This window comes from Paenibacillus sp. FSL H7-0357, assembly GCF_000758525.1.
Classification (GTDB): domain Bacteria; phylum Bacillota; class Bacilli; order Paenibacillales; family Paenibacillaceae; genus Paenibacillus_AQ.
In genome coordinates this window covers 6,733,916-6,760,424 of the sequence record NZ_CP009241.1, presented here as the reverse complement: position 1 = coordinate 6,760,424, position 26,509 = coordinate 6,733,916, and the positions used below count along the sequence as shown (strand labels likewise).

At 49.6% G+C, this 26,509-nt stretch carries 22 protein-coding genes and 1 other annotated feature; of the genes, 16 read left to right on the top strand and 6 right to left on the bottom strand.

Features of this window, described 5'->3' with window-relative positions; all coding sequences use genetic code 11:
* The first annotated feature begins 11 nt into the window (after positions 1-11).
* The 12 genes from H70357_RS29815 to H70357_RS29765 all read left to right on the top strand — a co-directional run bounded on the left by H70357_RS29815 (position 12) and on the right by H70357_RS29765 (position 13,568).
* On the top strand, positions 12-1,778 hold the full coding sequence (locus tag H70357_RS29815; protein ID WP_038596773.1) for a sensor histidine kinase: 1,767 nt from the start codon (positions 12-14) through the stop codon (positions 1,776-1,778).
* 286 nt (positions 1,779-2,064) lie between these two features.
* Entirely contained in the window at positions 2,065-3,366 is a 1,302-nt protein-coding gene (locus tag H70357_RS29810; RefSeq protein ID WP_038596770.1) for an ABC transporter substrate-binding protein, read from the top strand.
* Between the two features lie 131 nt (positions 3,367-3,497).
* The gene (locus tag H70357_RS29805; protein WP_038600839.1) at positions 3,498-4,364 is read left to right on the top strand and encodes a carbohydrate ABC transporter permease; all 867 of its coding nucleotides are present in this window, start codon (positions 3,498-3,500) and stop codon (positions 4,362-4,364) included.
* Positions 4,364-5,188 carry a carbohydrate ABC transporter permease gene (locus H70357_RS29800; protein ID WP_038596768.1) on the top strand — a complete coding sequence of 275 codons (825 nt, stop codon included), beginning with the start codon at positions 4,364-4,366 and terminating at the stop codon, positions 5,186-5,188. The genes H70357_RS29805 and H70357_RS29800 overlap by 1 nt, the downstream gene beginning before the upstream one ends.
* A 69-nt stretch (positions 5,189-5,257) precedes the next feature.
* Positions 5,258-8,314, top strand: coding sequence for a beta-galactosidase, LacZ type (locus tag H70357_RS29795; protein WP_038596765.1), 3,057 nt, complete (start codon positions 5,258-5,260; stop codon positions 8,312-8,314).
* 192 nt (positions 8,315-8,506) lie between these two features.
* On the top strand, positions 8,507-9,631 hold the full coding sequence (locus H70357_RS29790) for a hypothetical protein (protein WP_231578338.1): 1,125 nt from the start codon (positions 8,507-8,509) through the stop codon (positions 9,629-9,631).
* A 671-nt stretch (positions 9,632-10,302) separates the two neighbouring features.
* A complete protein-coding gene (locus tag H70357_RS36985) occupies positions 10,303-10,446 on the top strand; it encodes a hypothetical protein (RefSeq protein WP_331281745.1) in 144 nt (47 codons plus the stop codon).
* Positions 10,443-10,823, top strand: a complete 381-nt coding sequence (locus H70357_RS29785) for a GNAT family N-acetyltransferase (protein WP_331281744.1) — start codon at positions 10,443-10,445, stop codon at positions 10,821-10,823. Before H70357_RS36985 ends, H70357_RS29785 begins: the two co-directional genes overlap by 4 nt.
* 410 nt (positions 10,824-11,233) lie before the next feature.
* Positions 11,234-12,103 (top strand): copper amine oxidase N-terminal domain-containing protein, encoded by an 870-nt coding sequence (locus tag H70357_RS34650; protein WP_197073628.1) that lies wholly within the window; start codon positions 11,234-11,236, stop codon positions 12,101-12,103.
* A gap of 40 nt (positions 12,104-12,143) precedes the next feature.
* Positions 12,144-12,551, top strand: a complete 408-nt coding sequence (locus tag H70357_RS29775) for a DUF7674 family protein (RefSeq protein ID WP_038596762.1) — start codon at positions 12,144-12,146, stop codon at positions 12,549-12,551.
* Between the two features lie 36 nt (positions 12,552-12,587).
* Positions 12,588-13,010, top strand: a complete 423-nt coding sequence (locus H70357_RS29770; protein WP_038596760.1) for a macro domain-containing protein — start codon at positions 12,588-12,590, stop codon at positions 13,008-13,010.
* 123 nt (positions 13,011-13,133) lie between these two features.
* Entirely contained in the window at positions 13,134-13,568 is a 435-nt protein-coding gene (locus tag H70357_RS29765) for a hypothetical protein (protein WP_038596757.1), read from the top strand.
* Positions 13,569-13,671: 103 nt separating this feature from the next.
* Here the strand turns inward: H70357_RS29765 and H70357_RS29760 are convergent, their stop codons facing one another.
* Positions 13,672-14,733: an LLM class flavin-dependent oxidoreductase gene (locus H70357_RS29760; protein ID WP_038596754.1), complete on the bottom strand. Its 1,062-nt coding sequence runs from the start codon at positions 14,731-14,733 to the stop codon at positions 13,672-13,674.
* 228 nt (positions 14,734-14,961) lie between these two features.
* On the bottom strand, positions 14,962-15,120 hold the full coding sequence (locus H70357_RS36135) for a hypothetical protein (protein WP_156130961.1): 159 nt from the start codon (positions 15,118-15,120) through the stop codon (positions 14,962-14,964).
* A 175-nt stretch (positions 15,121-15,295) separates the two neighbouring features.
* Between H70357_RS36135 and H70357_RS29755 the strand changes: the two genes are divergently transcribed.
* Entirely contained in the window at positions 15,296-16,408 is a 1,113-nt protein-coding gene (locus H70357_RS29755) for a WG repeat-containing protein (RefSeq protein ID WP_038596751.1), read from the top strand.
* Between the two features lie 65 nt (positions 16,409-16,473).
* On the opposite strand, the gene H70357_RS29750 is transcribed toward H70357_RS29755, so the two are convergent.
* On the bottom strand, positions 16,474-17,673 hold the full coding sequence (locus tag H70357_RS29750; RefSeq protein WP_038596747.1) for an oxalate decarboxylase family bicupin: 1,200 nt from the start codon (positions 17,671-17,673) through the stop codon (positions 16,474-16,476).
* Between the two features lie 157 nt (positions 17,674-17,830).
* On the opposite strand from H70357_RS29750, the gene H70357_RS29745 reads away from it, so the two are divergent.
* From H70357_RS29745 to H70357_RS29735, 3 genes are all read left to right on the top strand, one after another.
* Complete coding sequence (locus H70357_RS29745; RefSeq protein WP_038596745.1) at positions 17,831-19,387, top strand: tetratricopeptide repeat protein; 1,557 nt, start codon at positions 17,831-17,833, stop codon at positions 19,385-19,387.
* A gap of 49 nt (positions 19,388-19,436) precedes the next feature.
* Positions 19,437-19,694, top strand: a binding site (T-box leader).
* 88 nt (positions 19,695-19,782) lie between these two features.
* Entirely contained in the window at positions 19,783-21,486 is a 1,704-nt protein-coding gene (locus H70357_RS29740; protein ID WP_038596743.1) for a glutamine--tRNA ligase/YqeY domain fusion protein, read from the top strand.
* A 460-nt stretch (positions 21,487-21,946) separates the two neighbouring features.
* Positions 21,947-23,215, top strand: coding sequence for an Nramp family divalent metal transporter (locus H70357_RS29735; protein ID WP_144024483.1), 1,269 nt, complete (start codon positions 21,947-21,949; stop codon positions 23,213-23,215).
* A 110-nt stretch (positions 23,216-23,325) separates the two neighbouring features.
* Here H70357_RS29735 and H70357_RS29730 read toward each other — a convergent pair whose 3' ends face one another.
* The 3 genes from H70357_RS29730 to H70357_RS29720 form a co-directional block, all read right to left on the bottom strand.
* Positions 23,326-24,633, bottom strand: a complete 1,308-nt coding sequence (locus tag H70357_RS29730) for an ABC transporter substrate-binding protein (RefSeq protein WP_038596738.1) — start codon at positions 24,631-24,633, stop codon at positions 23,326-23,328.
* A gap of 107 nt (positions 24,634-24,740) precedes the next feature.
* Positions 24,741-25,580 carry a carbohydrate ABC transporter permease gene (locus tag H70357_RS29725; protein WP_439823194.1) on the bottom strand — a complete coding sequence of 280 codons (840 nt, stop codon included), beginning with the start codon at positions 25,578-25,580 and terminating at the stop codon, positions 24,741-24,743.
* Complete coding sequence (locus H70357_RS29720; RefSeq protein ID WP_038596733.1) at positions 25,577-26,467, bottom strand: carbohydrate ABC transporter permease; 891 nt, start codon at positions 26,465-26,467, stop codon at positions 25,577-25,579. The genes H70357_RS29725 and H70357_RS29720 overlap by 4 nt, the downstream gene beginning before the upstream one ends.
* Between the last annotated feature and the right edge of the window lie 42 nt (positions 26,468-26,509).

Below are 26,509 nucleotides of genomic sequence, written 5' to 3'. Positions count from 1 at the left end.
AGGAGCCCGAAATGGGACTAACGGAGAAATGGCTCACAAAGCTCAAGGATCAAAGCCTGTTCAGTAAAATATTCGCCGTCATGGTCATCAGCATCATTCTGGTTACCGTCCTGATTACCGGAGTGACCGTACAAATGTCCCAAAAGCTGTTCGTGCAAACCTTCAGCATCACCAATTCCAAGATTATCGACCAGATCAAAAGTGCGCTGGAGAACTCCCATTATGCAACCGTCAACAGCGCTATTGAAGTCGGGCAGAGCGGCGTGATCAGAAGCTTCATGACGGAGAAGGATATCAATTCACTGGCGAACTTCAAGCGGTATTACAGTATGCGGGATCAGATGGACCGCATTCAATCCGGTATCGGAGGAACCAATATCGGCCTCTCCATTCTGGGTGTGAACGGAAGAAGCTACACCAGCGATGTTACCTACTGGTCGGGCTCCTCAGAAGAGTTGAAGAACAATCCCATTACAAAGGCCGCTCAGGAACGCAATGGGCAGCTCTTCTACAGCTTTATGGACGCCAGCCCGTTCAATTCACAAAGCCGTTATCTGGTCGCCGCCAAGGCGTTGACCGCCCCGGGTTTATCCAAGCCGTACGGCACATTGTATATGTTCACCCGTGAAAGTGATTTCCGCAAGAACTACGCCAGCTTTACGAGTCAGGGAAACGATGTAATGTTTCTGGATACATCGGGCCTGATCGTGTCCAGTAATCGGACGGAGCAAATCGGCAGCATGTCTCCCGACCTGCTGGAGAGTGCGCAGCAGATCGCCGAGGTGGGCAAATCCAGCCAGGAGCTCTCCATCGGCGGGCGGGAGGTCATCGTGCTGGCGGACTATTTGCCTTCGTACAACCTGTATATTGTGAATCTGATTGATAAGAAACAGACAATCGGCACGCTGCTGGACAAAAAGGCGATTTTTCTGATCGTTGCAGCAATCGCCGCCGTAGCCGTACTCGTCATCTATTTTCTGACGAAGAGGCTGACGCAGTCTCTGCGCACACTGGTTAAAAAAATGTCCAATGTGACCAAAAAAAGTTTCCATAACTACATGTCGGTTACCGGCACCTATGAGACAAGACAGCTCAGCACCGCATACAACTATATGCTCAAAGAGCTGAACGATTATGTGGGTCAGCTTGTGGAGACCCAAAAGGAGCAGCGGAAGGCGGAATTGGCTGCGCTTCAACAGCAGATCAATCCCCATTTTCTATACAACACGCTGGCGTCAGTCAATATTCTGGTGCAGAGAGGAAGCAAGGAACAGGCGACAGAGACGATTCATGCGCTGATTTCCCTGCTCCAGAATACCATCAGCAATGTGAACGAGACGATTACAGTGGAAGAGGAGCTTATTAACCTGAAGCATTATGTATATATTAATCAGGTTCGCAACGGCAACCGCATTAAGGTGGATTACTTCGTTTCACCGGATTGCATGTCTGCTAAAGTGCCCAAGCTGGTTCTTCAGCCTTTTATCGAAAATGCCTTCTTTCACGCGTTCAATATCAAAACCTCCGGCTATATCTATGTCACCATAATGAAGGACAGGGATACGCTGCACTGCGAGGTGGTTGATACGGGAGATGGGATGGATCTGGACAACAAAGATTCGATTCCCGCCTCGTCCGTCAGCAGGCAGCTGTTCAGCGGCATCGGCATCCGCAACGTTCATGACCGCCTGACATTGCTGTACGGTGAGCCTTACGGCGTATCCATCTCCAGCACACCGGGGCAGGGGACGAAGGTTTCTATCAAAATTCCCTGCTGACTACGGATTGAACCGGTGTTTTTGCAGCATACTATCCAAGCCACGCCATGAACCGGCGCCCTATAAACGGCGCCGGTTTTTTGTATGTGCGATGTTTGTTGGACGGGGATTTACCTAAAAAAAGTGCGAAAGGAGAAAATAAATGCTAATTTACTCTCCGTGGAAGCGGATACAAAGACAATATTATCACTATTTTAACTAAATTAATTTCTAACGAAATGAAGGACCAGGATGATATTCTTGATAAAGAAAGCACTTTCAAATATACGTTAGGGGGATATACATCATGAAGAAAAAAGCTACTGCTCTTCTGCTCGCCGGCTTTATGCTGCTGACAGCCTGCTCCAGTAACGCCAATAACCAGGCAAATACCAACAATGGGGAGGCTACAGGCACCTCCAAGGAGATCACGGTCTGGGCATGGGACAAAAACTTTAATATCGCCGCGATGAATCTGGCGAAGGATGCGTATGTGAAAGACCACGCGGATGCTAAAATCAACGTTATCGAATATGCCCAGGATGATATTATCCAGAAGCTGAACACCGGCCTCAACTCGGGAAGCGCATCGGGTCTGCCGAATATCGTTCTGATTGAAGATTACCGTGCTCAAAGCTTTTTGCAAACGTATCCAGACTCATTTCAGGAGCTCGGTGACGCCATTAAACCCGCTGATTTCGCCGATTATAAGATCGGACCAACCAGCTTTAACGGCAAGCAATATGGCGTTCCTTTCGACTCCGGGGTTGTAGGCCTGTATGTTCGCACAGACTATTTGCAGGAAGCGGGCTACACAGTTGACGATCTGCAGGATATCGACTGGCAGAAGTACATTGAGATCGGCAAAGCGGTAAAAGCTAAAACCGGCAAAGATATGCTGACCCAGGACCCGAACGATCTGGGGCTGATCCGGATGATGATCCAATCCGCCGGCTCCTGGTATCTGAAGAGCGATGGTACAACACCTGACCTGAAGGACAATGCTGTACTGAAGGAAGCGTTCGAAAGCTATAAAGAGCTGATGTCTGCGGATATCGTTAAGGTTAACTCCGACTGGAGCTCGTTCCTCGCCGGCTTCAACAGCGGTGCCGTTGCATCCATTCCAACAGGCAACTGGATTACACCATCGGTGAAATCGGCAGCTGACCAGTCCGGTAAATGGGCGGTTGTACCATTCCCTAAATTGAAAAATGCGACAGGCTCCGTGCATGCCTCCAACCTGGGCGGCAGCTCCTGGTATGTACTTAACAACGACGGCAAAGAAGCGGCAATTGAATTCCTGGGCGCAACACTCGGCTCCGACACTGACCTGTACCAGAAGCTTGTGACCGACGTTGGCGTTATCGGAACCTATAAACCGGCTGCTGAAGGCGAAGCTTACACTGCCGCAGACAACTACTTTGGCGGACAAAAGGTCATTTCCGACTTCGCAAAATGGACTGCGGAAATTCCGAATGTTAACTACGGCATGCACACCTATGCTATCGAGGATATCCTCAAGGTTGAAATGCAGAATTACCTGAACGGTACGGATATAAATAAAGCGCTCGGCGATGCTCAGTCCCAAGCGGAGTCTCAAATCCAGTAACCCCTGTAGCACCTGATTACTCCGCTGTCCCCCCGTACCGGCCGATTTAAGCCTTGGCGGGGGGACGGCGGCTTATCCGTTTTCCGATTCACGCCTGTATAGAGAAAGGATTGAGAGCTGTGAACCATACCATGCGCAACCGCGCTAAGCTTACCGGCTGGTTATTTATTGCTGTGGCCGTCCTCATGATTTGCTTGTTCTACTTTTATCCGATGATTCAGGCTTTGCTGCTCTCCTTCAAAACGGGCGCAGGAGCCAATCTTCATTTTGACGGATTAAGCAACTATAAGCGGCTGCTCAGCGACAAAACCTTCTTTACCGCCGTAAAGAATACCTTTCTGTTCCTGATTGTGCAAGTACCGCTCATGATCACTTTTGCGATGATTATTTCGGTGCTCCTTAATGACAGTAAGCTGCGCTTCAAAGGGTTTTTCCGTACCGCTATTTTCCTGCCTTGCGTAACCTCGCTTGTGGCATACTCCGTCGTATTCAAATATCTGTTTGGTAATGACGGACTGGTGAATCTGGCTTTAATGAACATGCATTTGTTATCCGAACCGATTCAGTGGATCTCCGATCCCTTCTGGGCAAAGGTCACAATTATTATCGCAATTACATGGCGGTGGACGGGATACAACATGATCTTCTTCCTCTCGTCGCTGCAGAACATCGACAACTCCATTTATGAAGCCGCGCGGATTGACGGCGCCTCGGGGGTCAGACAATTTTTCTCGATCACCGCTCCGTTGCTTAAGCCGATTATTCTCTTTACGTCGATCACCTCGACTATCGGGACGCTGCAATTGTTCGATGAAATCATGAATATTACTAAGGGAGGTCCCGGCAACGCGACACTCTCCATTTCCCAATATATATATAACCTTTCGTTCAAGTACACCCCTGACTTTGGATACGCAGCTACTGTGTCTTACTCCATCGTTGTCATGATTATTGTACTGGCCTTCCTTCAAATCAAATTGGCAGGTGATGATAAGTAATGAGAACCTTACGCCGCGCACCTATTTATGTGTTTCTGTCCATTGTAGCGATCGTTTCGATCTTCCCGTTTTTGTGGATGATTATTAGTGCGACGAACCTTTCGGTAGATGTAACTCAGGGAAGAATGCTTCCCGGAAGTCATTTGATCGAGAATATCAAGAAACTGACGGATTCAATCAATCTTGTGCCTGCTCTGTGGAACACGCTCAAAATCTCTGTGACGACAACGATTCTGGCCTTGCTGATCTCATCACTGGCCGGATACGGATTCGAAATTTATCGCAGCAAAGCAAAGGATATCGTCTTCAATTTGTTATTGTTATCCATGATGATTCCTTTCGCCGCGTTGATGGTACCGCTCTATCAAATGTTCTCAAAGCTGTCCGCTACAGCTCCGCTCATTGGAGTCAACACGATGGCCGCGGTCGTTCTTCCGACCTTCACAACGGCGTTTCTGATCTTCTTTTTCCGTCAGAGCTCCAAGATGTTTCCGCGGGAACTTCTGGAAGCCGGCCGGATGGACGGATTGTCGGAGCTGGGATTGTTCTTCCGAATTTATGTTCCGACCATGAAGACAACTTACTCGGCTGCCGCCATTATTACGTTCATGTCCAGCTGGAATAATTACCTCTGGCCGCTGATTGTGCTGCAGACCCCGGAGAAACGGACAATTCCGCTGCTGATCTCCAATCTCGGCTCCAGCTATTCGCCGGATTTCGGCGTGATTATGGCCGCGGTTGTCATCTCAACGCTTCCGACAGCACTTGTCTTCTTCCTGATGCAGAAGCAGTTCGTTGCCGGCATGGTGGGTTCCGTGAAATAACAATGACTAATAAGCTGAACATAAGAATGAAGCAGCTAACATTCTTATGTTCACGTTCTAAAGGAGGAAATGAAATTGGCAGTTACCCCAAGTTTGAGCTGGCTGGAGGACCCGGGTGTGTTCAAGGTGAACCGGCTCGAGGCCCATTCGGACCACCGTTATTATGCAGGCATGGCTAAGGCAGAGGCGGGTGCGCCGATGGATATGCGCTATAGCCTGAACGGCAGCTGGAAATTCAGCTATGCGCCGAATCCGGCCAGCCGTGTAGAGCCGTTTTTTGCGGAATCCTATAATTGCTCCGCATGGGACAGCATCCAGGTTCCCGGACATATCCAGCTGCAGGGCTTCGGCCGGCCACAATATGTCAATACGATGTATCCGTGGGATGGACTAAGTGATGTCCGCCCGCCGCATATCCCGCAGGAGCATAACCCGGTCGGCAGTTATGTGAAGGAATTCCGTCTCCCGGCGAACCTGGAGGACGGACCGCTCTATATCTCCTTCCAAGGGGTGGAGTCGGCTTTTTATGTCTGGCTTAACGGGGAATTTGTCGGTTATGCCGAGGATAGCTTTACACCGTCGGAATTTGATCTGACCCCGTATGTGCGTACAGGCAAAAACAAGCTGGCCGTCGAGGTATACCAGCGCAGTACCGGAGGCTGGCTGGAGGATCAGGATTTCTGGCGGTTCTCGGGTATTTTCCGCGAAGTCTATTTGTATACTGTTCCGAAGCAACATATCCGGGATCTCGCGGTGCGGGCGGAGCTTGACGATACTTATACGCAAGGAAGCCTGAATGTTCAAATGCAGCTGCTGGATACTCCGCAGGAGAACGTTAGCGCAAGAATTGAGCTCAAGGATAAAGCAGGACAGGTCCGTCTGAGTGCGGAGGGCGGGTTCAGCGGACGTGAACTGACCTTGTCTGGAGACATTGCGGATGTTCTGACATGGAGTGCAGAGAATCCGTATCTGTATTCACTCTGCATCTCGCTGCTCGATGCACAGGGGAAGCTCATTGAAGCGATTGTCCAGAAGACGGGGTTCCGCCGGTTCGAACTGAAGAACAAGCTGATGTGCATCAACGGCAAGCGGATTGTATTCAAAGGCGTCAACCGGCATGAATTCAACTGCCGCACCGGCCGGACGATTACCCGTGAGGACATGATGTGGGACATCCGTACGCTGAAGCGCAGCAACATTAACGCCGTACGTACGTCGCATTATCCCAACCAAACACTATGGTATGAGCTGTGCGATGAATACGGCATTTACGTCATCGACGAAATGAATCTGGAAACCCATGGTTCGTGGCAAAAGATGGGGGCTGTTGAGCCTTCTTGGAACATTCCCGGCAACGATCCGAATTGGCGCGATATCGTGCTGGACCGGGCAGAGTCTATGCTGGAACGGGATAAGAATCATCCATCCATTCTAATCTGGTCCTGCGGCAACGAGTCGTATGCGGGTCAGGTCATTCTGGATGTTGCGAATTGGTTCCGCAGCCGTGATAATAGCCGTCTTGTCCATTATGAAGGTGTGTTCTATGACCGTAATTACAATGCCACAAGCGATATGGAGAGCCGGATGTATGCCAAACCGGCGGATATCGAAGAGTATTTGAACAGCAACCCGGACAAGCCTTATCTCAGCTGCGAATACATGCATGCGATGGGCAATTCGGTGGGCGGCATGCATAAGTACACGGAGCTGGAGAATAAGTACCCGATGTACCAGGGTGGCTTCATTTGGGATTATATCGATCAGTCGATTATTACTAAGGATCGCTATGGCCGCGAGTATTTTGCTTACGGCGGCGATTTCCAGGACCGTCCGACGGACTACAGCTTCTGCGGCAATGGCATTGTCTACGCCGACCGGCAGTGGACGCCGAAGATGCAGGAGGTTAAATTCCTGTACCAGAACTACAAGCTGGAGCCTGGAAAAACAGGCATTCGGCTCATTAATGAGAGCTTGTTCGCAGGAACCGGACATCTGGCATTGGAATACCGGCTGTATCGTGAAGGCGAGCTGCTCGGCGCTTGGACAACTGACGTCAATGCCGCGCCGCAAAGCGAGGTGCTGGTGCCGGTCGAGCTGCCGCAAGCAGACGGAAAACCGGGCGAATACAGCATTCAGGCCTCATTGCTGCTGAAGGATGCGGAGCTCTGGGCCAAGGCCGGATATGAAATTGCCTTTGGAGAGTCCATCTTCGTAGTGCAAGAGGAAGCTGAAGCGGAGCAGCCAGCCGGCCAACTGAAGGTTGTGGAAGGGGATGTGCAAATCGGCGTCCTCGGCGAGGGCTTCACCGTGCTGTTCTCTAAACAGGCTGGTTCTCTGGTGTCCTTGAACATCCACGGCCGCGAAATGATTGCGGCTCCTCCGGCCCCGCTGTTCTGGCGGGCGGCGACCGACAACGACAAAGGAACCAATCTCGGCTACAATGCCGGATGCTGGTATGCTGCAAGCCTGTCGCGTAAATGTGTAGAGGTGAGCCTTGCACAGGAGGATGGTGCAGTCACGGTGAGCTTTGATTACCGGTTCAGTATCCATCCCGGGCTGTCGGTTCAAACCGCCTATACGGTCTACGGCGACGGAAAGGTGCGGGTGCGTACCCGCTACAACGGCGCTGCCGGGCTTCCGGATCTGCCGATCCTGGCATTGTCCTTCAAAATGCCGGCGGACTACGACCAGACGGAATGGTATGCGATGGGACCGGAAGAGAATTATATCGACCGTGCGTACGGTGCCAGACTCGGCGTGTTCAGCCGGAGCGTACAGGAGCTGCCGTCCCGCTACCTTGTTCCGCAGGAATCCGGTAACCGTACCGGAGTACGCCGCGTGAAGATTACCGATAAATCGGGAGTGGGCCTGCAAATCTCGGCCCCGGCAACCGCGCCTGTGGAATGTAATTTGTCGCCGTATACCGCATTCGAGCTGGAGCATGCCAGCCATGCGTTCGAGCTTCCGGCGGTTCATTACACCGTAGTGACAGTAGCAGGAAGACAAATGGGCGTAGGCGGAGACGATAGCTGGGGCGCGCCAGTATATAAGGAATACACCATCCCTGCAGAGCAAAGTCTTGAATATGAGTTTTTCATTTCAAGCGTGGGAACGGAAGAGAAATAGTACGTTAGGCTTATTAAAGCCGTAAACCGGCCTTGGTCCTGAAGTTCATGGACCAAGGCCGTTGTGTTTTTTTCTGGAAGAGAGGAGTTCAATGAAGGCGGGGTCTGATCTATAAATAAACCGCCGGTCCGGGACTGTAGCCTAATCGCCCTCCACTGAATACATTTGAAAGATAAGATGATTCAGGAGAGGATGTTGGCCGTGCAAGCTGTTCCTCATGATTATGTTCAAGGACGGATCGCCTACACGTCGGACCGCGCCGGAACGTTCGACATTTGGCTGTACCGACCGCAGGACGGTTTTAATTTTCAACTTACCAAGGGACTGGGTGCAGAGTTTTCCGTTCCTTATTGGTCTCCTGACAGCAGGAGAGTCGCTTTCATTGGCGTTGGCAACGTGGTCTACCTAATAGATACCGTCACGTTTAGGGCTGCCCGGATCGACCAAATCGAACCCTACACGCTGCTGGATTGGTCCCCCGACAGCAAATTTCTGGCGTATGTCAAAAACGGGCGAATCGTCATCTACGATACATTCTCCCATAACAGCAATAGCATCCCGGAGCCGGATGCCAGTGATGTCCAATGGTTCCCTTCGGGCACGGAGCTTTTGTTTGCTGCTCCGGATTCCACCGGCAACACCCAGCTCTACCGCATCCGGACAGATGGTACAGTCAGGAGACAAATCACGCAGAATACGGAAGGGCCGCTGCATGATGTTCGGCTTTCCCCGGACGGAGCCTTCGCGCTTTATACGTTTCCCGGCAGCAGCATCTCAATCATTTCCACGGTGGATCTGGCCACCGGCACCATCTACACGCTGGAAGGGGGACCGCTCGCCAAAAACTATTTTCCAGCATGGTCCCCGGACTCCCGAACCATCGCTTATAGCGCAACCGATTATAAGGCACCGAATTATTATTCTCTCATCCAAATGGACAGCCGTACCGGTCAGCAGCAGAAGACTATAGCGGCTTCGGATTGTTTCGCGACTCCCGTCAGCTGGTCACCGGAAGGCAGCGGTATCGCGTATTTATCGGGATGCACTGATGCAGGAAGAGCAGCTCAACTCTGGATTGTCGATATCAGAGCGCCGATGCTGGTGAATGTCCTCAGCGGTGGTCATATTACCGCCCTGCAATGGTCTCCTCGTGTCAGGGTGCCGAAAAGCATCTACACAAACTCCGTGTACCGGGTATCCTTTCCGTATCCCTCAGACTGGCGCCCGGTCAGCGAAGTGAGGTATGAAGGGCATACCCCCGCCCAGTCCAAATCGGGGAAATGTTCTACAATTATTTTATACTGTGGGCCGACGTAAACCATATCCGCCAAATTGGCGGGCGGCTGTCGTTCCATTAGCTAACCTTGCAGCGAACCAGCCCATTGAGGGCTGGTTTTTTGTAGTTCTTAAATGAAGCTGACTAAGTGGGGGCACTAGAGAGTGTCTTTAAACTGGAAGAGCTCTGGGGAAGCAGGGATTTAGTATTGAAGGTAGGGTCCCTCAAGCCCGCAGCGGGTTCGTTTACTCGGACTCAGGAGACGCTATGAAGAGTAAAACCTCTGTTTATTCTCTTTTGCGGACCCAGCGGACCTTATCTGCGCTGCATTCTATCTAAAAATGGCCATCGGGGAGAAATAACTGCACTGGAGTCCGTTTCCCTACTGTAACAGGCTAAAAGCCCCAAATAAGTGCAGATCGGTCCGTTTGTACTGCCAGGAATACACTTTCCAGACACACACACGTCTTCGGAAGAAGAGCGAAGTCTCTGAAACCCCGAGACGTAAGCCTCCACCGAAAAAACTACCTAGTGACGAAACGCCTTTCATCGCGTGTGATCGGAAAATGGTACTGTACCCGTGATTCCTTAGAATGCATACATCAGCAGGTTTTGGCGAGTGAAGTGGTTTGAAGACACGCCCTAACTGAACATGGTAAAATATGCGTTAAATAAAATTGGATGGATTGGTAATATCCAGAGGGGGTTAGCAATGATTATTAGAGAATCCAAGATTTCAGATGCTAAAGGGATAGCAAAAGTACATGTGGATTGTTGGAGAACCACTTATAGAAATATAATGCCTGACGAATTTTTAGAGAAGCTTCTTATGAACAGAGGACCAGATTATGGATGAGGAATTTATCAAAAGATGATAATTATGTCTTTGTAGCAGAAAATAACCTTGGAGAAGTTATTGGATTTGCCGATGGCGGAAAAAGAGAAACGAATACAGTAGAAAACTCAGGGGACTTAACCTCGATTTATGTCCTTGAACAATATCAAGGATTGGGGATAGGAAGGCAGCTTTTAAGAATACTATTTTTACAATTTGAAAAGCTGAGTATAAACAGGGTATTTGTTGAGGTTTTGGAGGGCAACAAATCTCGTTACTTCTATGAAGCCTTTGGTGCTGAATGGATTCAAACGGAAAAGGTGAAGATTGCAGGTTCTGAATTGAACCTATTAGTTTATGAATGGAAAGGTATTGGGTCTGTGCTTAATCATACATAAGCGCGAAGGGCAGCAGGCGATATTGCTGCTGCCGTTTCTCAAATTATATAGAATGAACTTAATAACTATCCAAAAAGGCAAAAGTAACGGAGGGGGATTTTGGAACTGTAGGAGCGATAGCGACCGCCTTTGTCACCGGATTTCCACCGCAAATAGCGGATTAAATCAAGAAATTCTTACGACAACAGCGGCCGGAAGTCCAAATATTCACCGTAGTTACGTCCTCGCCAAAATGGAAAATCCTTAAATTCAATTTATATAGTCGAACTAATCACATGCAACGGGACTATTTGAATTTATAGAAACAATTTCCTTTTAGCGGCGTCTATAAATAATGAAAACTAATTGCGGAGGCAGATAAAATGAAGAAAAAAATGATGCTCCTCATTTGTACTCTTATAGGGTGTACTATGTTTACGATGCACTCTGCCCAGGCAGCTGCGCTTCAAAATGAACTTCACTTAAACATAAACGGGGTGCAGACGGGCGATCAGAAACCCATCGTAGTGAACAATGTAACCTTAGTGCCGATTCGTACGGTATCCTTTATTCCAAATGTAAATGTAGATTGGAACAGCAAAACCAAAACTATCACGGTAACTGACTCTGTAACAAAGGATAGTCTGAAATTAACAGTGGGCAGCAAGGAAGCCATTGTAGGCGGGGAACGGGTAACGCTTAAGACGCCTCCTGTAATCAGAGATGGAGCGGTGTATGTTCCTTTTCGGTGGATTGGGGAAGGGATTAAGGCAAAGGTGGTATGGGATGCGCCAACAAAAACTGTAGTTATTTATAAGACGAGTCAAGAGTTGTTGAAGGATTCGGTCAGTGCCGATCTGGTCAAGTCCAGAAATGCAGCGCTTGATTTGCCGCGTATTACGCTGCAGGATGACCTAATCCCGGATCAAGAAGGCGGAGCGGGCGGAACCTATTATTTTCAATATGGGAAAAGCAATAGCTTTATCTATGAATACAGAGGTATCTCCACCTACTATAAAGTCATCAATGGAGCGGCCTGGGGGGGATGGCAAGGGAAAGAGGTACTTCAGATCGGAAACGGAAACCCGTTTAAGATTAATATGATGAAACCCAATGGAGAAGAGTGGGGAACCCGTCCTGATTACAGCGGGAAGGTCAATTATTTCATGGATCTGTGGAAAATGGAGGAAGTGAAGTACGGTACGTTTGACGAAGCGGGTAATGTGATTATTAGTGCTTCCAAATCTTTTCCGGCTGGAGCTAAGGATTTTATCTCGGAAATTCCCGGGGAACAATCCTAAAGATAAGGTAGCAGAACCTGAATACAAATAGAGGTGATACATGAGTGCCTGGAGAAGAATAGGGCTTGAGTTATTTTATGATCTTAGGTTTCAGTTTAATGAAAAAGAGGACTCGATTTATTCTTTATTAGTGTGGTTAAGAGATAGACTTGTTGAAGCACATAGGAATAAGGATTGGAAAGAACAAGATAAGATTTATAATTATGCGGAGTGGTGTTTTAACCAATACCGGAGAAGTCCGTATCTGAATAATGCAATTTGTGTCGGCTTCTATGAGCATTTAGTTCAGGATGAGATGACTCTGCAAGCTATTCCATATAAGATTAAGCCTTATATTTTTGAAGCGGTCCGAACATTGTTCGAGTGGATGTTAAGCCAGCAGGAAGGGAAGTACAAGGAGCTATTGGAAGAGTACAATAAAGTAAATAACACGGATTTTGAAAATTGATAGATTTCACTATATCCTTGCACGGAGTGAATGCCGATGGAATTTCAGGAGATAAAGAAAGACTTGTTTTCAATGCCGGAAGATTACTGTCTGGCCCATTGTATTTCAGCGGATGCTAAGATGGGGGCTGGAATTGCTGTACAGTTTAGGAAAAGATTCAAGCTGTCCTCCCTTCAAGAGAAGGCCAACAGGAATGAATTACTCGTAGGTGAATGTTACAAAGTGGAGCGAGTGTTTAACTTGATAACGAAGTCAAAGTACTGGCAGAAGCCTACTTATGATACGTTAACGTTGTCCTTAAGAGCAATGAAGGAAATATGTCTGCAGGAAGCCGTCAATCAAATAGCTATGCCTGAAATTGGCTGCGGCCTGGATAAATTGCAATGGGAAAAAGTAAAAGAGATCATAATGAAAGAATTTAAGGACACCCCTATACAAATCACTGTTTGCAGATTGTAGATTAGTTGATAACCTGAACCCGTACTTGCTGCGGGTTTTTCGCGAATAATCTGGGAATGAATGAACTTTATTAAAGCTTATGAAGGAAATCAGGAAATCAAGGAAATCGGGAGTTGTTAAATCATGAAGAAAGCTGGCACTTTATTATACCTTTGTTCCATTATCGTAATGGTATTAGCGGGATGCAGCCGTACTGACGCCGAGCCGGTACATGAAGTGAAGCTGGAGCAGCTAGGTAACGGGGCAAAGAGCTTTGTTGAGCAGATCAAAGAAAAGAATGGGTTGTATTTATATTCTCCGGCCGCTGAAGATCAGTACCTGATTGTTAATTATTCAAGCGTAATTCAAGGAGAGGAAGCCCAATTTCTGAATTCGCTGCAAGCAGAGGCGGAAGATCAGACGCTCACAATAAACCTTGAAGAACTCGGGACGATGGACTATCAGGATAAAAGATTGGAGGGAATGAGGATTTTCGAGCTGGGCAATGCCCAGGACTATGGGAGTATACAGATTCACAAAAACGGAAAATCAGCCGTGTTTGATTCCGTAGGCGGCTGATAAGGATGGATTCTTATACCCCCAAAAAAAGGGATGTCTGGGCGGCCACGTATTTCCTGGCTTACCGGACATCCCTTTTGTATGAGAACTTAATAGGATTGACTTAGCCGCGGGCAAGCTCCTTGCGCACGATTGGCGCAACCTTGGTGCCGAGCAGCTCGATGGCGCGCATGACCTCACGGTGCGGCATGGTGCCGACATTGACGTGAAGGAAGAAACGTGTAACGCCCAGGTTCTTATGCAGCAAAATAATCTTCTCGGCGACATATTCGGAGTCACCGACATATAGAGCTCCACGCAGGCTGCGGGCATCATCATACGCTGCGCGGTTGTACGGCTGGCTCCAGCCCCGTTCCCGGCCAATGACATTCATTTGGGCCTGGGTGGAAGGATAGAACAAGGCTGCGGCCTGCTCGGTGGTTTCCCCGACAAAGCCGTGTGAATGTGTGGCAATCTGCAGCTTGCTAGGATCATGACCGGCGCGTGCGGCGGCATCTTTGTAAAGCTTCACTAGCGGAGCAAACCGCTCCGGCATTCCGCCAATGATGGCGAAAGCGACCGGAAGCCCCAGCGTCCCTGCGCGGATCGCCGACTCCGGATTTCCCCCGGTGGCGATCCAGACCGGCAGCGGGTCCTGAACGGAGCGGGGGTATACTGCAAGGTTATCGATGGCCGGACGATGGCCGCCGCGCCAGGTTACCTTCTCTGATGCGCGGATTGCCAGCAGCAGCTCCAGATTCTCTTCAAATAATTCGTCATAATCCTCCAGGCTGTAGCCGAACAAGGGGAAGGATTCAATAAACGACCCCCGGCCTGCCATAATCTCCGCTCTTCCGTTCGAAATGCCATCCAGGGTAGAAAAGGCTTGATAGACGCGAACCGGATCATCTGAGGACAGAACGGTAACAGCACTGGTTAATCTGATCTGCTTCGTCATAGCCGCAGCTGCCGCGAGTACAACCGCGGGAGAGCTGCCCGCGTAATCTGCACGGTGATGCTCGCCTATTCCATATACATCAAGGCCGACCTGATCGGCGAGAACAATTTCTTCGACCGCTTCGCGCAGTCTTTCCGCATGGCTCATCACCTTGCCGGTCACCGGGTCGGGCGTAGTTTCCAAAAAAGTGCTGATTCCTATCTCCATACTATTATCCATTTGGGCCATTGTAATCCGCCTCCTTCATCTTTTTATATTACTATACTTTTTAATGTTTCTCAACTTTAGTAAGTGAAAAAGATGCGGATTTTTGTGGAAGTGCAGATTAAGCGAATGCGAGCTTGAGCTAACCGCTGTTCGAGAAGCTTGTCCGGTGTCCGGCAGATTGTTATCAGAAAAAAAGCCTGCTGCCCCAGTGATACCCCGGGCAGCAAGCGGATTCAGGAGTGCATTTCTTTAGAATTTCCCCTTATTGACGGCGAGCTGTACGATCATAATGACAAGAACGAGCAGTGCAATGAGCTGATCTGTACTCATGAGTCCGACCTCCATTCCTGTGAAAGAATGGCTCTTCGGACCGGCATCTCCTCTCCAAGATGCTGCTTCGCTCCCCATTATCAGAATATGAGCTCCTACACGCTGTTAGTACTTCACGAAATAAATAATTCATACAGCAACTTTGGCCAATTAACATTGAATGCAACAGAAGCTGCACAACAGTCAACGAAACTTTTTCCATAATCAACACGTCTATATATTAGGTAAAATAAGGAAGTGGAGGCTTTCAGACATGTTCAAAAGAATCGGAATGGCATTATTGACTTTGAGTCTTACCACCGCAATTGCGGGAACCGGATGGGCAGCTCCTTCTCCGGCACAGATTGATGTCTCCCAAACGTCGTTTGACTTTGATACCGCTAAGCCAAACAGTGACGCAGAGTTTCATCATGGGCTGCTGCTTGCAGTGCAGGCCGCTGGAGATCTTGTTTATTATGATCGTACCGGCAAACAGGCTTTTGTCCTCCCGGAGGGAATAGTGCCAGTAACAGACTTTGCTGAGCAGCGGGCTGTTGTGATGGATTCGGCAACCGGACGGTATGGCTATATTAACACGAAGGGAGTTGTAGCCATTCCCTGCCAATATGCATCCGCCGGAAATCTGTCGGGTGGTGTAGCCCATGTGGTGCTTGCAGAGGGGGCGGGCGAAGCCCTTATTGACCGGGCAGGCAAGGTGGTTACTACACTAACGGAGAAATATAGCTCGGAATTTTATTTTTCGGACGGACTGGCATTAGCTTACGCGCCAAAGGGCGGGAAGATCGGATTTATCAATACTTCCGGCAAACTGGTTATTCCCTATCAATACACCGAAGCGAGAGGATACTCCCAAGGTTTGGCTCTTGTGAAGAACAGTGCGGGGCTGTACGGATATATCAATACGGCGGGAAAAACAGTGATTCCGTTTAAGTACAAAGGGGGAAGCGACTTCTCAGAAGGACTGGCGTCCGTGATGAATGCGAAGGGCAAATGGGGATTTATTAACAAGCAGGGCAAGCTCAGCCTTCCTTTTCAATATGAGAATACCGGTGATTTCAGTGAAGGCCTGGCCAGCGTATACAATTCTGCAGGTAAAGTTGGCTTCATCAATAAACAAGGCAAGCTGGTCATCGGTTACCAGAAATACAATAGAGCCTTTTCGTTCAAAGAAGGCATAGCTTTAGTTGGCATCAGCAACCCGGCCGACAATTCCAAAGACAAATATGGTTACATCAACACCAAGGGCGAACTGCTGACCAAGCTTATCTATACGGGAGAATCCTCATCGTTCAGTGGCGGCTATGCCGTGGGGATGACTGCTCAAGGAACAGGTTATATTCTGACCAAACAAGGATTAGCCAAATAAAATCATCAATCTGCATAATAAGGAACGGCCTGGACAGCATTGTCCTAGCCGTTCCTTATTTGTTGTTACTCCTCGCGTTTCGGGAATCCGTAGCCCGGATATTCCACTACAGGCCATTTCACCTTACGCAATGCATTTAGCAGCTCCGGCCCGGCATTCAGATTGCTGCCCACCAGCTGATGGGGAGTCAGGGCCATCCACTGGTTCAGGGAGACGTCGGCGAAGCGGTCGCTTTTGAACATTTCCAGAAACCAGAGCGTGTCTGTGCCGGTATTCTGGATATAATGTCCATAAGCAAAAGGGACATACCCAACGTCTCCGGCTCTATAATTGAAGGTACGGGCTGCGCCGTTTCCCCCGAAGACGGTCATCCGTCCTTGCCCGGCAAGATAATATTGCCACTCATCATTATTCGGGTGCCAGTGCAGTTCCCGCATGGCCCCGGGTTCAATCTCCACCAGTGCCGCGGCAATGGTCCGGGAGATCGGAAAATTGGAGGAGTCGACGATTCTTACACTTCCTCCCGGGGTCTTCAGTGGAGGCTGGGCCAATAATTGATGTTTAAAGCTCAGCGGGATTTCCCCATAAGGCGATTGCACCTTTTGACTCTGTATTGTACCAGGCACCTGATCCTGATAGATATAGACCTGATCGTTCGGTATGCAGTCAAAGGCGGCAGCGGGCACGCCGAAATTCGCCGCCAGGACTTCCTTGGGCGTATGGGCGAACCAATCGGAGATCGACAGTGTATTCAAATCCGAGAAGCTGCCATCATCAAAGACGAGCAGGAATTCGCAGCCTTCGGCAAGTCCTTGAATGGAATGCGGAATACCCGGAGGGAAATACCATAGATCTCCGGGGCCGATGTCGGCAATGAAGTTGCGGCCGTTCTGATCCACGGAGGTGATCCGCGCGCTCCCGATCAGCATATAAGACCATTCCGCCTGCTGATGCCAGTGCAGCTCCCGCACTCCGCCGGGCGTCAGGCTCATATTGACCGCTGCCAGAGTCGTGGCGACAGGCAGTTCCCTTACCGTAACTTCCCGTGACCAGCCGCCGCAGTTCAGCTGCATATGGGCATCGGAGAAGGAAAACTTCAGATTCGGAATCAGTCCGTTGTCCGTGGGGGGAGGAACGAACATATCCGGGTTCTCGCGGTCCCGCATAATATCGCGCGGCCCGCGGTCGATATTGCCTGCACCGTCGCTTCTTATCGGCTGGGGGATTTTCATTGTTCCGGCTGAATCCTGTTCAGTGGAATCCATAGATTAAGCTCCTTTCCATATCCGAAAATACATCAATGGGAATATATATGCCGGAAGCCGATTTTTATGAATGGCAGCGGAATGTGGGACACTGGACATGATATTGGATATAATTATTAATATTCAACAAGAATTATAGAGAGCAGGTTTAGAGAACATGACGAATAGCGAACAACAACGCTACCGCTTTAGTGAAGCGCCGATTTGGGAGCTGCAGCGGTCATATTACGAGGAATTGGGCTTGCAAGCCTGGAAAAACGACCAGGTTCCGCAATATATTACGAGCAACCCGATGATCGGAACAGCCTATGCTGAGATGATCTTCGGCTTCCTGCAAGACCGTTATGCACTTGGCCAGACCGATGAGCCGGTTATTATTCTGGAAATGGGTGCGGGGGCAGGCAGACTAGCCTTCCAGGTGCTGCAGAAGCTAAGCGAATTGATCGACTATGCGGGGATTAAGCTGCCTCCATTCCAATATGTAATGAGCGATCTGCCGGTCAAAAATATTGCCGGCTGGCAGCAGCATCCCGGCCTGATCCCTTTTGTTCAGCAGGGAATCCTTGATTTCGCGCGCTTTGACGCGGTCCATGATACCGAGCTGCACCTGACGCACAGCGGCAACGTGATCCAGGTGGGCGGACTGAAGCAGCCGCTGCTGGTAATCGCCAACTATTTCTTTGACAGCATTCAGCAAGAACTGCTCTATATCGACGAAGGCAAAATTTATGAATGCGAGGTTTCCCTAAAGTATCCGGAGGAAGCCGAGTCGATGGGAACTTCAGAGGTGCTGAAGGGGATCATTCCGGAATATCATTACAGCCGTGCAGCCGGGTATGAAGAGAAGTCGTATCCGTATCACGTGGTGGCGGACTACTACCGGGAGAAGCTGGAGGATACCCATATTCTATTCCCGGCTACGGCGCTGGCTTGTATGGAACGGCTGGACAGTCTGTCCCAAGCGGGCTTTCTGCTGTTGACCGCCGACAAGGGCGATCACCGGCTGGAGAACTGGGAGTTTGCAGAGCCCCCTAAACTGATGCATCACGGAAGTATCTCCTTAACGGCCAATTATCACGCGATGCAGTACTTTTTTGAGCAAAAGGGTGCACTTTCGCTGTTCACCCCGCATCATTATAAGAACCTGAACGTTGGCTGTATTCTGAAGCTTAAAGATCCGGCGAGCCATGTGCATACCCGGCTGGCTTACCGGAGATTTGTCGACCGGTTCGGACCGGATGACTTCTTCAGCCTGAAGGTATGGGTGGATCAGAACTTCGATAGCATCGGGCTGCAGCAAATTCTCGCTTTCTGGCGTCTCGGCGGATATGATGCTGAGCTGTTCATCCAGAGCGCTGAGCGTATTTCCAGCCTGCTGGAGGATGCGAATGACGAAGAACTGCTGGATCTCCAGCATGGCATACAGCAGATGTGGGCAGGATATTACCCAATGCCCCAGAGGTATGATCTGGCGCTGGACAGCGGACTGCTGCTGTTTGAAATGGATATGTACCGCGATGCCCGCATGTTCCTGGAACGCTCGCTTCATGAGAGTGAGGAAGAGCCGGTAATTACAGTGCTCTATTGTCTGGCGATTTGCAGCTATGAGCTGGAGGATCTGGAGGCGGCACTGGATTATACACGCAAAGCCCTTGTCCTGGAGCCGGAACATGAGGAAGCCTTGGACCTGCTGGCCGCGCTCAGTGAAGGGTAAGCCGCCTCTTTACAGGGGCAGGGATTGTTTGGTATTCTATACAAAATAATGACACGCGATGATGAGAAGAGTAGATAATTTCATTCCTTCACAGAGAGCCCCGGATGCTGAAAAGGGGCAGGGAATGTTTTGTTGAAACAAGCCTCTGAGCGGCGTATCGGAACCGGCAGCCGGGGATGGTACGACAGGTGCTCCTGTTACAGAGCTAGAGTATAAGCCTTGCTTTCAGCAATGCCGTACTTGATGAGTTTAATATGGCGACATATTAATAAACCTGGGGTGGTACCGCGAGAATCTCGTCCCCAAGACGCAAAGTCTTGGAGGTGAGGTTCTTTTTTGTTGCGCAGAATTACTATTTAGGAGCGGTTATTGCACACACACAGGAGGGTTTAGCTATGAGTAATGTAAATGAGATGCCAGAAGAGAAGAATGAAGAGAACTATATGGAGAAACTGATCAGGGAAGATGTGGAGGGCGGCGTCTACAGCAGAGCGGTCTGCACAAGGTTTCCCCCGGAGCCGAACGGGTATCTTCATATCGGCAGCGCGTTTGCGATTCATACCAACTATGACATGGCCCGCAGATTCAATGGAGTATTTAATCTGCGCTTTGATGATACCAACCCGCTGAAAGAAGATATGGAATATGTGAAGGCCATCATTGAAGATATCGAGTGGCTGGGCTGCAGCCCGGGTGAGCATATTTATTACGGCTCCGACTATTCGGAGCAAATCTACAGCAGCGCGGTGGCCTTGATCCGCAAGGGCAAAGCCTATGTCTGTGATTTGTCTCCTGAGCAGGTCACCGCCTTCAGAGGGACTTTAACCGAACCGGGAACGAACAGCCCTTACCGGGAGCGCACGGTGGAAGAGAATCTGAGCCTGTTCAGCGGAATGAGAAACGGTGAGTATCCTTCGGGGTCCAGGGTGCTGCGGGCCAAAATAGATATGGGCTCGCCCAACATCAATCTGAGGGACCCCATACTGTACAGAATCATTCATGCCGAACATTACCGGACAGGGGAGGCGTGGTGCATTTATCCGCTGTATGATTTTGCCCATCCCATTCAAGACGCCATTGAAGGCGTAACACATTCCTTGTGCTCTCTGGAATTCAAGGATCACCGGCCGTTGTACGAATGGGTGCTGAATGAGCTGGAGACCGCCGAGGCGCCCAAACAAAGGGAATTTGGCAGGGTTAACCTGACCGGTGTTGTCACCAGCAAACGTTATCTCCGGCAGCTGGTTGCCGGCAATTATGTGGAAGGCTGGGATGATCCAAGACTGCCCACGCTTCGCGGACTGCGGAGAAGAGGGTTTACGCCGGAGAGCATCAAGAGCTTTGTGATGGGGATTGGCATGGTCAGAAATCAGACAATGGTTGACTTCTCGATGCTGGAGCATAGCCTGAGACAGGACTTGAAAGCCAAAGCGCCTAGTGTAATGGCGGTGCTTGATCCTTTAAAGGTTGTGATCACCAATTATGCCGGGCAAGCCGGAGAGAACTTTGAATTGCTGGATATAGATAACAACAGTGAGAATCCAGAGCTAGGCACAAGAAAGGTCCCTTTCTCCGGAGTCGTATATATCGAGCGGGAGGATTTCATGGAAGAACCGTCTCCGGGCTTTCGCCGTCTGACGACGGGCGGAGAGGTGCGGCTGAAGGGGGCTTACATTATCAAATGCAATGAAGTGATCAAGGACGCGGCAACGGGGGAGATCACTGAGCTGCGCTGTACCTATGACATTGAAACGAAGAGCGGAAGCGGCTGTAACGGGCGGAAAGTGAAAGGAACGCTCCACTGGGTATCTGCCGGTCACGGCATTCGGGCAGATGTATATCTGTACGAGAAGCTGCTCAAAGACAACGAGGGTCCTAAGGGAGATACCGGGACATGGGGAGATGTCATTAACCCGGATTCGGTGAAGCTTCTGAAGAATTGCCTGTTGGAGCCATTTGTGGAAGGGGCATTGCCGGAGGCGAAATTCCAATTTATGCGCCATGGATATTTCTGTGCCGACAGCAAGCACAGCGGCGAAGACCGGCTGGTATTCAACAGAATTGTTCCACTGAAGGATAGCTGGAAGGGGAAGAAATAGCTATTTGAGGAAGCGGGCAAGAACAGGGGATTTCATCCTGAATCTTGCCCGTTTTTTTAAAATTCAAGATTTTATATGCTTCACGCTATAAATTATTCTTCTATTTCTCGCTGAAACGGATACCGTCCTTTTGAGGACGGGGAAGGCGTATCCACTTGTGGAATCTTATGTTGTGGAAGCTCCGTAAAATACCCAAAATCCGCTTTGCATTGGAGGCTCACTTACTGGGCTTATGGTACATATGATTAATTATGATTGCCGGACAATAATTTGAGTTAAGAATAGGTAATAGTTTGATTGGAAAATTCCATGAAAATTACATTTACATTTTTCATTAAGCAGATTATAATAAAAATAAGTTAAATGTTGCACCAGGGAAACTTTCATGTGTGAAGACAACTTTTTCCGGGCAAGAGGAGGGTTTGAAATGATCGAGCAAAACGTGGTGGAAACACCCAAAATGATAAATAATCCGAAGCACAAGAATACAATTTCAGCACAAGCAGTACTTAACGGGGACGTCAAAGGATTGAAGAGACTCCTTCCGTTTCTGGGCCCGGCCTTTATTGCCTCAGTAGCGTATCTGGACCCCGGGAATTTCGCCACGAACATTACGGCCGGATCGAAATACGGTTACCTGTTGTTATGGGTCATTGCCGCATCGAATTTAATGGCCGTGCTGATACAGTCCTTATCCGCCAAGCTTGGCATAGCTACCGGAAAGAATCTGCCGGAAGTGGCGCGTGAACGCTTCCCGAAGGGCGCTTCCATTTTTTTATGGATACAAAGCGAACTGGTCATTATTGCCACGGACCTGGCGGAGTTTATCGGGGCAGCCCTTGGACTATATCTGCTGTTCGGGATACCGATGCTGCCTGCCGCAATAATTACCGCTGTCGGTTCATTCGCTATTCTTGAGCTGCAGCGGCGTGGTTACCGGACGCTTGAGGCCGGGATTGCTTCGATGGTGCTAATCGTCGTCTTAGCCTTTGCTTTCCAGGTCATTATGGCTAAGCCGGATGCCGGAGCAGTAATCGCCGGAATATTCACCCCTGCATTCGAGGGTGTGGACAGCATCCTGCTGGCAGCAGGGATTCTTGGGGCAACGGTCATGCCGCATGCGATCTATCTTCATTCTTCACTGACACAGAGCCGTGTGGTCGGGATTGACGAAAAAGAGAAAAAACAGATTTTTAAGCTGGAAATGATTGATATCGTTATTGCGATGGTTATTGCCGGTGCTGTGAATATGGCGATGGTAATCGTTGCCGCTGCCCTTTTCTTTAAGAACGGGCTTGTAGTTGAAGACTTGGATGTGGCCTTCCAGCAGTTCCGCCATTTGGCCGGTCCGGTAACGGCAGTTTCGTTCGGCCTTGGACTCTTGATCGCAGGGCTGTCGAGTTCTTCGGTTGGGACAATGGCCGGTGATGTGGTTATGCAGGGATTCATAAATAAGAGGATCAACCTGTATCTGCGGCGGGCGATTACGATTATTCCTCCGCTGGCGATTATCGCCTTTGGCATCAATCCGACCCGCGCACTGGTGATGAGCCAGGTGGTATTGTCCTTCGGGATAGCCTTTGCTTTGATCCCGCTTGTTATTTTCACCAGCAACCGCCAGATTATGAAGGGGCTGGTCAACCACCGGATTACTACGGTTCTGGGCTGGATCATCTCTGCGCTGGTCGTATCGCTCAATCTGTTCCTGATTGTTGAAATGTTCATCTAAAAGGCAGAATCAGACAAAACCCCGCTCCCCCGGCAACTGTCAGGTATAACCTGAGAGCACACCGGAAGGCGGGGCTTTTTGTACATAAGGATGTATAAGCTTTACGCTGATTATTGCTTCACGATATCCTGTACGGATTTATCCAGTTTTTCCAGGAGCTGATCGTGGTTAATTTGTCCGCCGAGATATTCCTGCATCGCAGCGCCGAAGCCCTGAGTTACTCCGTCAGGGAACATATCCCAGTTCCAGCCGAGTGCAGTTGCGGATTTTTCTTGAACAGCAACGGCAACCTGGCCGATATCTTCTGCAGCTGTTTCAATATCAGTTTCAGCCGGAATGAACTTGAATTCCTTCGTCAAATATTGTTTGCCGGTCTCCGAGGATACGAGCCAGTTCAGGAACGCTTTGGCTTCTTCCGGATGCGCGGATTTGCTGTTTACAACATAGTTATTAGGTACTCCTACCAGAATGGTGCCTTCTTCGTCACTGATCGGGAGCGGGAGCAGGCCAAGGTTCAGTGCAGGGTCAATCTTGTCGATATCACCCTGAGTCCAGTTGCCCTGCATCATCATTGCCGCTTTGCCGGAGGCGAAATCAGCAACCTGAGTCGCATAGTCAGTAGTCATTTTGTTATCTTGGGCGTTACCGAAGATTACATCCACCAGATCAAGCCATTGCTCGAACACGGCATTGCCTTTAAAGGTTTGCGTACCGGCTTTGACATCATCGACAAATTTCTTCGGATCAGGCTGGTGGGCAAGACCAACATTCACAAGGTGCATCCCCATGGACCACCATTCGTTGGTTGCTTCAAATGGAGTGATGCCGGCAGCTTTCAGCTTCGCGGCAGCGTCCTTAAGCTGGGACAGTGTTTTTGGTTCTTCAGTAATACCAGCTTTGGTAAACAGATCCTTGTTATAGATAAGGCCATAGCCCTCGACGTTCATCGGCATGCCGTACAGCTTGCCGTCCACAGTAGCAGGAGTTTTGGAGGTAGGGATCAGTTTTGCGGCCCAAGGCTGATCTGACAAGTCGGTAGCGCGGTCCATGTAAGGAACCAGAGCGGTGTAGCCGCCGTTATTGAAAATTTCCGGTTCCGAGCCTGAGGCAATTTCCGCTTTGAGCAAAGCGCCGTAATCTTCGCCGCCGCCATGCGTTTCGACTTCAACCTTGACTCCGGTTTCTTTCTCATACAGTTCAGCCAATGTGTTCAGCTGTTCGGCAATTTCGACCTTGAACTGGAACATTTTGATCGTCACATCTTTGGCAGGAGCTTTTGTCGCCTCAGTTGCTGCTGACTCTTTCGGCGCATTGGTAGCGGTTCCATTGTTCCCGGAATTAGTATTGCCGCCATTGCCGCAACCTGCGATAATGAGTGTGCAAACGGTTGCGATAACAAACGCGAACTTTCTTTTCATAGAATAACCTCCCTGGTCTGTGGTTCCTACAACTTGATCGTAATGCATATGACCTTACACTTACACTTAATATTTTGCTCGAAAAAGTGGATATTGTTGCAACCCTTTTATCCCTTGACAGATCCTGAAGTTACTCCTTCAACAATATACCGCTGCAGCGTCAGGAAGAACAGGAGAATCGGTGTAATGGCCATGACCAGTCCCGCGAGCGCAAGATCCCACTTCTTAGTGTACTGCCCGAAGAATTTGGTTACAGCTACCGGCAGTGTAGTCAGATCCTTATTACCGCCGATGACCAGCACAGGCAGCAGGTAGTCATTCCAGATCCAAAGGGTGTTGAGAATAATTACAGTAACAATAATTGGCATCAGCAGCGGGAAGACGATTTTGAAGAAAACGCCGTAAGGATTGGAGCCGTCGACCCGGGCCGCTTCCTCCAGCTCAAAGGGCACGGTTTTGATAAAGCCGTGGAACAGGAAGACTGACAGAGGCATCCCGAACCCCAGATAGCAAGCCACAATACCGTAAAGTTCTCCGCGCAGCTCCAGGATACTGGTTACCCGGACCAATTGCAGCATCAGCGACTGGAAGGGAATAATCATCGCCGAGATGAGCAGCAGGAAGACAAAGGAATTGAAGCGCGACGGCTTTCTAACGATCTGATAAGCGGCCATGGAGCTGAACAGAACAATGAAGATAACGCTCAGGATGGTAATCTGCAGAGAGTTCCAGAAAGCCTGCGGGAAGTCTATGGCGTCCCAGACCTTAGAATAATTGCTCCACACAAAAACCTGCGGAAACGATGCAGCATCAGTCAGAATTTCCTTAAGCCCTTTAACAGAGTTGCTAAGCACCAGGTAGAACGGAGACAGGAAGACAAGGGCCAGGAGTATGGCGGCAATTTCCAGAATGAAATTTCTGGGACGGTATCTGCTGCTGTTCATTATGCCGACACCTCTTTTCTCTTAGTGATCCATACCTGAGTAACGGTGATCAGTGATACAGCAGCGAAGAAGAGCAGCGCTTTGGCTGTGCCAAGACCGTACCGGTTGTTGATTAGCGCTTCCGCATAAATGTTATAGGCGAGCGACTGGGTGGAGGTTCCCGGTCCGCCCTTGGTCAGCGACAGGTTAAGGTCGAACATTTTAAAGGCATTGGATGTGGTCAGGAACAGGCAGATTGTGATGGCCGGCATGATCAAAGGCACATAGACGCTTTTGAACAGCTGGGGTGCGCGGGCGCCATCGATCTTGGCCGCTTCAATCAAATCCTTCGGAATCCCGGCGAGTGAGGCAATATAGATAACCATCATATACCCGGCAGTCTGCCACACAAATACGATGACAAGGCCCCAGAAGCCAGTGCTGGGCGTACCGAGCCAAGGCAGCTGGAAGAAGGAGATTCCGGTGATTTCGCCGATTGTCCCGAAGCCCTTGGTGAAGATAAACTGCCAGATGTATCCTAGCAGAATACCGCCGATTACATTGGGCATAAAGAAGATGGTACGCAGCAATTTCTTGGTCTTCAGTGTCGTCATCAGCAGGAAGGCCAGCAGAAGTGCCAGCACATTCGCGGCAATTACGGACACTATAGTGAAGCGAAGGGTAAAGAGCAGGGATTCCCAGAACTTATCATCATTCAGAAAAATCCGTTTCCAGTTGGCGGCGCCTGTCCAGACCGCTTTGTCCAGATCCAGCCCGTTCCAGTCAGTGGAAGAATAATAAAAGCCGAGAAAGAAGGGTGTGACCACAATGGTCAGGAAGAAGAGCAGGCAGGGGCCGAGGAAAACGATTTGCTGTCCCCAGCCTTTTTGCAAACGCAGAGCTTTTCTCATATGGAATCTCCTTTGTATAGTTTTTCAACGGGTTCATACCCT

Excerpts from the sequence above, each read along its gene's own strand:
- H70357_RS36135 (WP_156130961.1), bottom strand. The coding sequence starts at position 15,120 with ATGGGGAGCGAAGCAGCATCTTGGAGAGGAGATGCCGGTCCGAAGAGC.
- H70357_RS29760 (WP_038596754.1), bottom strand. The coding sequence starts at position 14,733 with ATGGCCCAAATGGATAATAGTATGGAGATAGGAATCAGCACTTTTTTG.
- H70357_RS29810 (WP_038596770.1), top strand. The coding sequence starts at position 2,065 with ATGAAGAAAAAAGCTACTGCTCTTCTGCTCGCCGGCTTTATGCTGCTG.
- H70357_RS29795 (WP_038596765.1), top strand. The coding sequence starts at position 5,258 with ATGAAATTGGCAGTTACCCCAAGTTTGAGCTGGCTGGAGGACCCGGGT.
- H70357_RS29765 (WP_038596757.1), top strand. The coding sequence starts at position 13,134 with ATGAAGAAAGCTGGCACTTTATTATACCTTTGTTCCATTATCGTAATG.
- H70357_RS29785 (WP_331281744.1), top strand. The coding sequence starts at position 10,443 with ATGAGGAATTTATCAAAAGATGATAATTATGTCTTTGTAGCAGAAAAT.
- H70357_RS29745 (WP_038596745.1), top strand. The coding sequence starts at position 17,831 with ATGACGAATAGCGAACAACAACGCTACCGCTTTAGTGAAGCGCCGATT.
- H70357_RS29790 (WP_231578338.1), top strand. The coding sequence starts at position 8,507 with ATGTTGGCCGTGCAAGCTGTTCCTCATGATTATGTTCAAGGACGGATC.
- H70357_RS36985 (WP_331281745.1), top strand. The coding sequence starts at position 10,303 with ATGATTATTAGAGAATCCAAGATTTCAGATGCTAAAGGGATAGCAAAA.
- H70357_RS29800 (WP_038596768.1), top strand. The coding sequence starts at position 4,364 with ATGAGAACCTTACGCCGCGCACCTATTTATGTGTTTCTGTCCATTGTA.
- H70357_RS29720 (WP_038596733.1), bottom strand. The coding sequence starts at position 26,467 with ATGAGAAAAGCTCTGCGTTTGCAAAAAGGCTGGGGACAGCAAATCGTT.
- H70357_RS29750 (WP_038596747.1), bottom strand. The coding sequence starts at position 17,673 with ATGGATTCCACTGAACAGGATTCAGCCGGAACAATGAAAATCCCCCAG.
- H70357_RS29730 (WP_038596738.1), bottom strand. The coding sequence starts at position 24,633 with ATGAAAAGAAAGTTCGCGTTTGTTATCGCAACCGTTTGCACACTCATT.
- H70357_RS29770 (WP_038596760.1), top strand. The coding sequence starts at position 12,588 with ATGGAATTTCAGGAGATAAAGAAAGACTTGTTTTCAATGCCGGAAGAT.
- H70357_RS29805 (WP_038600839.1), top strand. The coding sequence starts at position 3,498 with ATGCGCAACCGCGCTAAGCTTACCGGCTGGTTATTTATTGCTGTGGCC.
- H70357_RS34650 (WP_197073628.1), top strand. The coding sequence starts at position 11,234 with ATGTTTACGATGCACTCTGCCCAGGCAGCTGCGCTTCAAAATGAACTT.
- H70357_RS29740 (WP_038596743.1), top strand. The coding sequence starts at position 19,783 with ATGAGTAATGTAAATGAGATGCCAGAAGAGAAGAATGAAGAGAACTAT.
- H70357_RS29775 (WP_038596762.1), top strand. The coding sequence starts at position 12,144 with ATGAGTGCCTGGAGAAGAATAGGGCTTGAGTTATTTTATGATCTTAGG.
- H70357_RS29755 (WP_038596751.1), top strand. The coding sequence starts at position 15,296 with ATGTTCAAAAGAATCGGAATGGCATTATTGACTTTGAGTCTTACCACC.
- H70357_RS29735 (WP_144024483.1), top strand. The coding sequence starts at position 21,947 with ATGATAAATAATCCGAAGCACAAGAATACAATTTCAGCACAAGCAGTA.
- H70357_RS29815 (WP_038596773.1), top strand. The coding sequence starts at position 12 with ATGGGACTAACGGAGAAATGGCTCACAAAGCTCAAGGATCAAAGCCTG.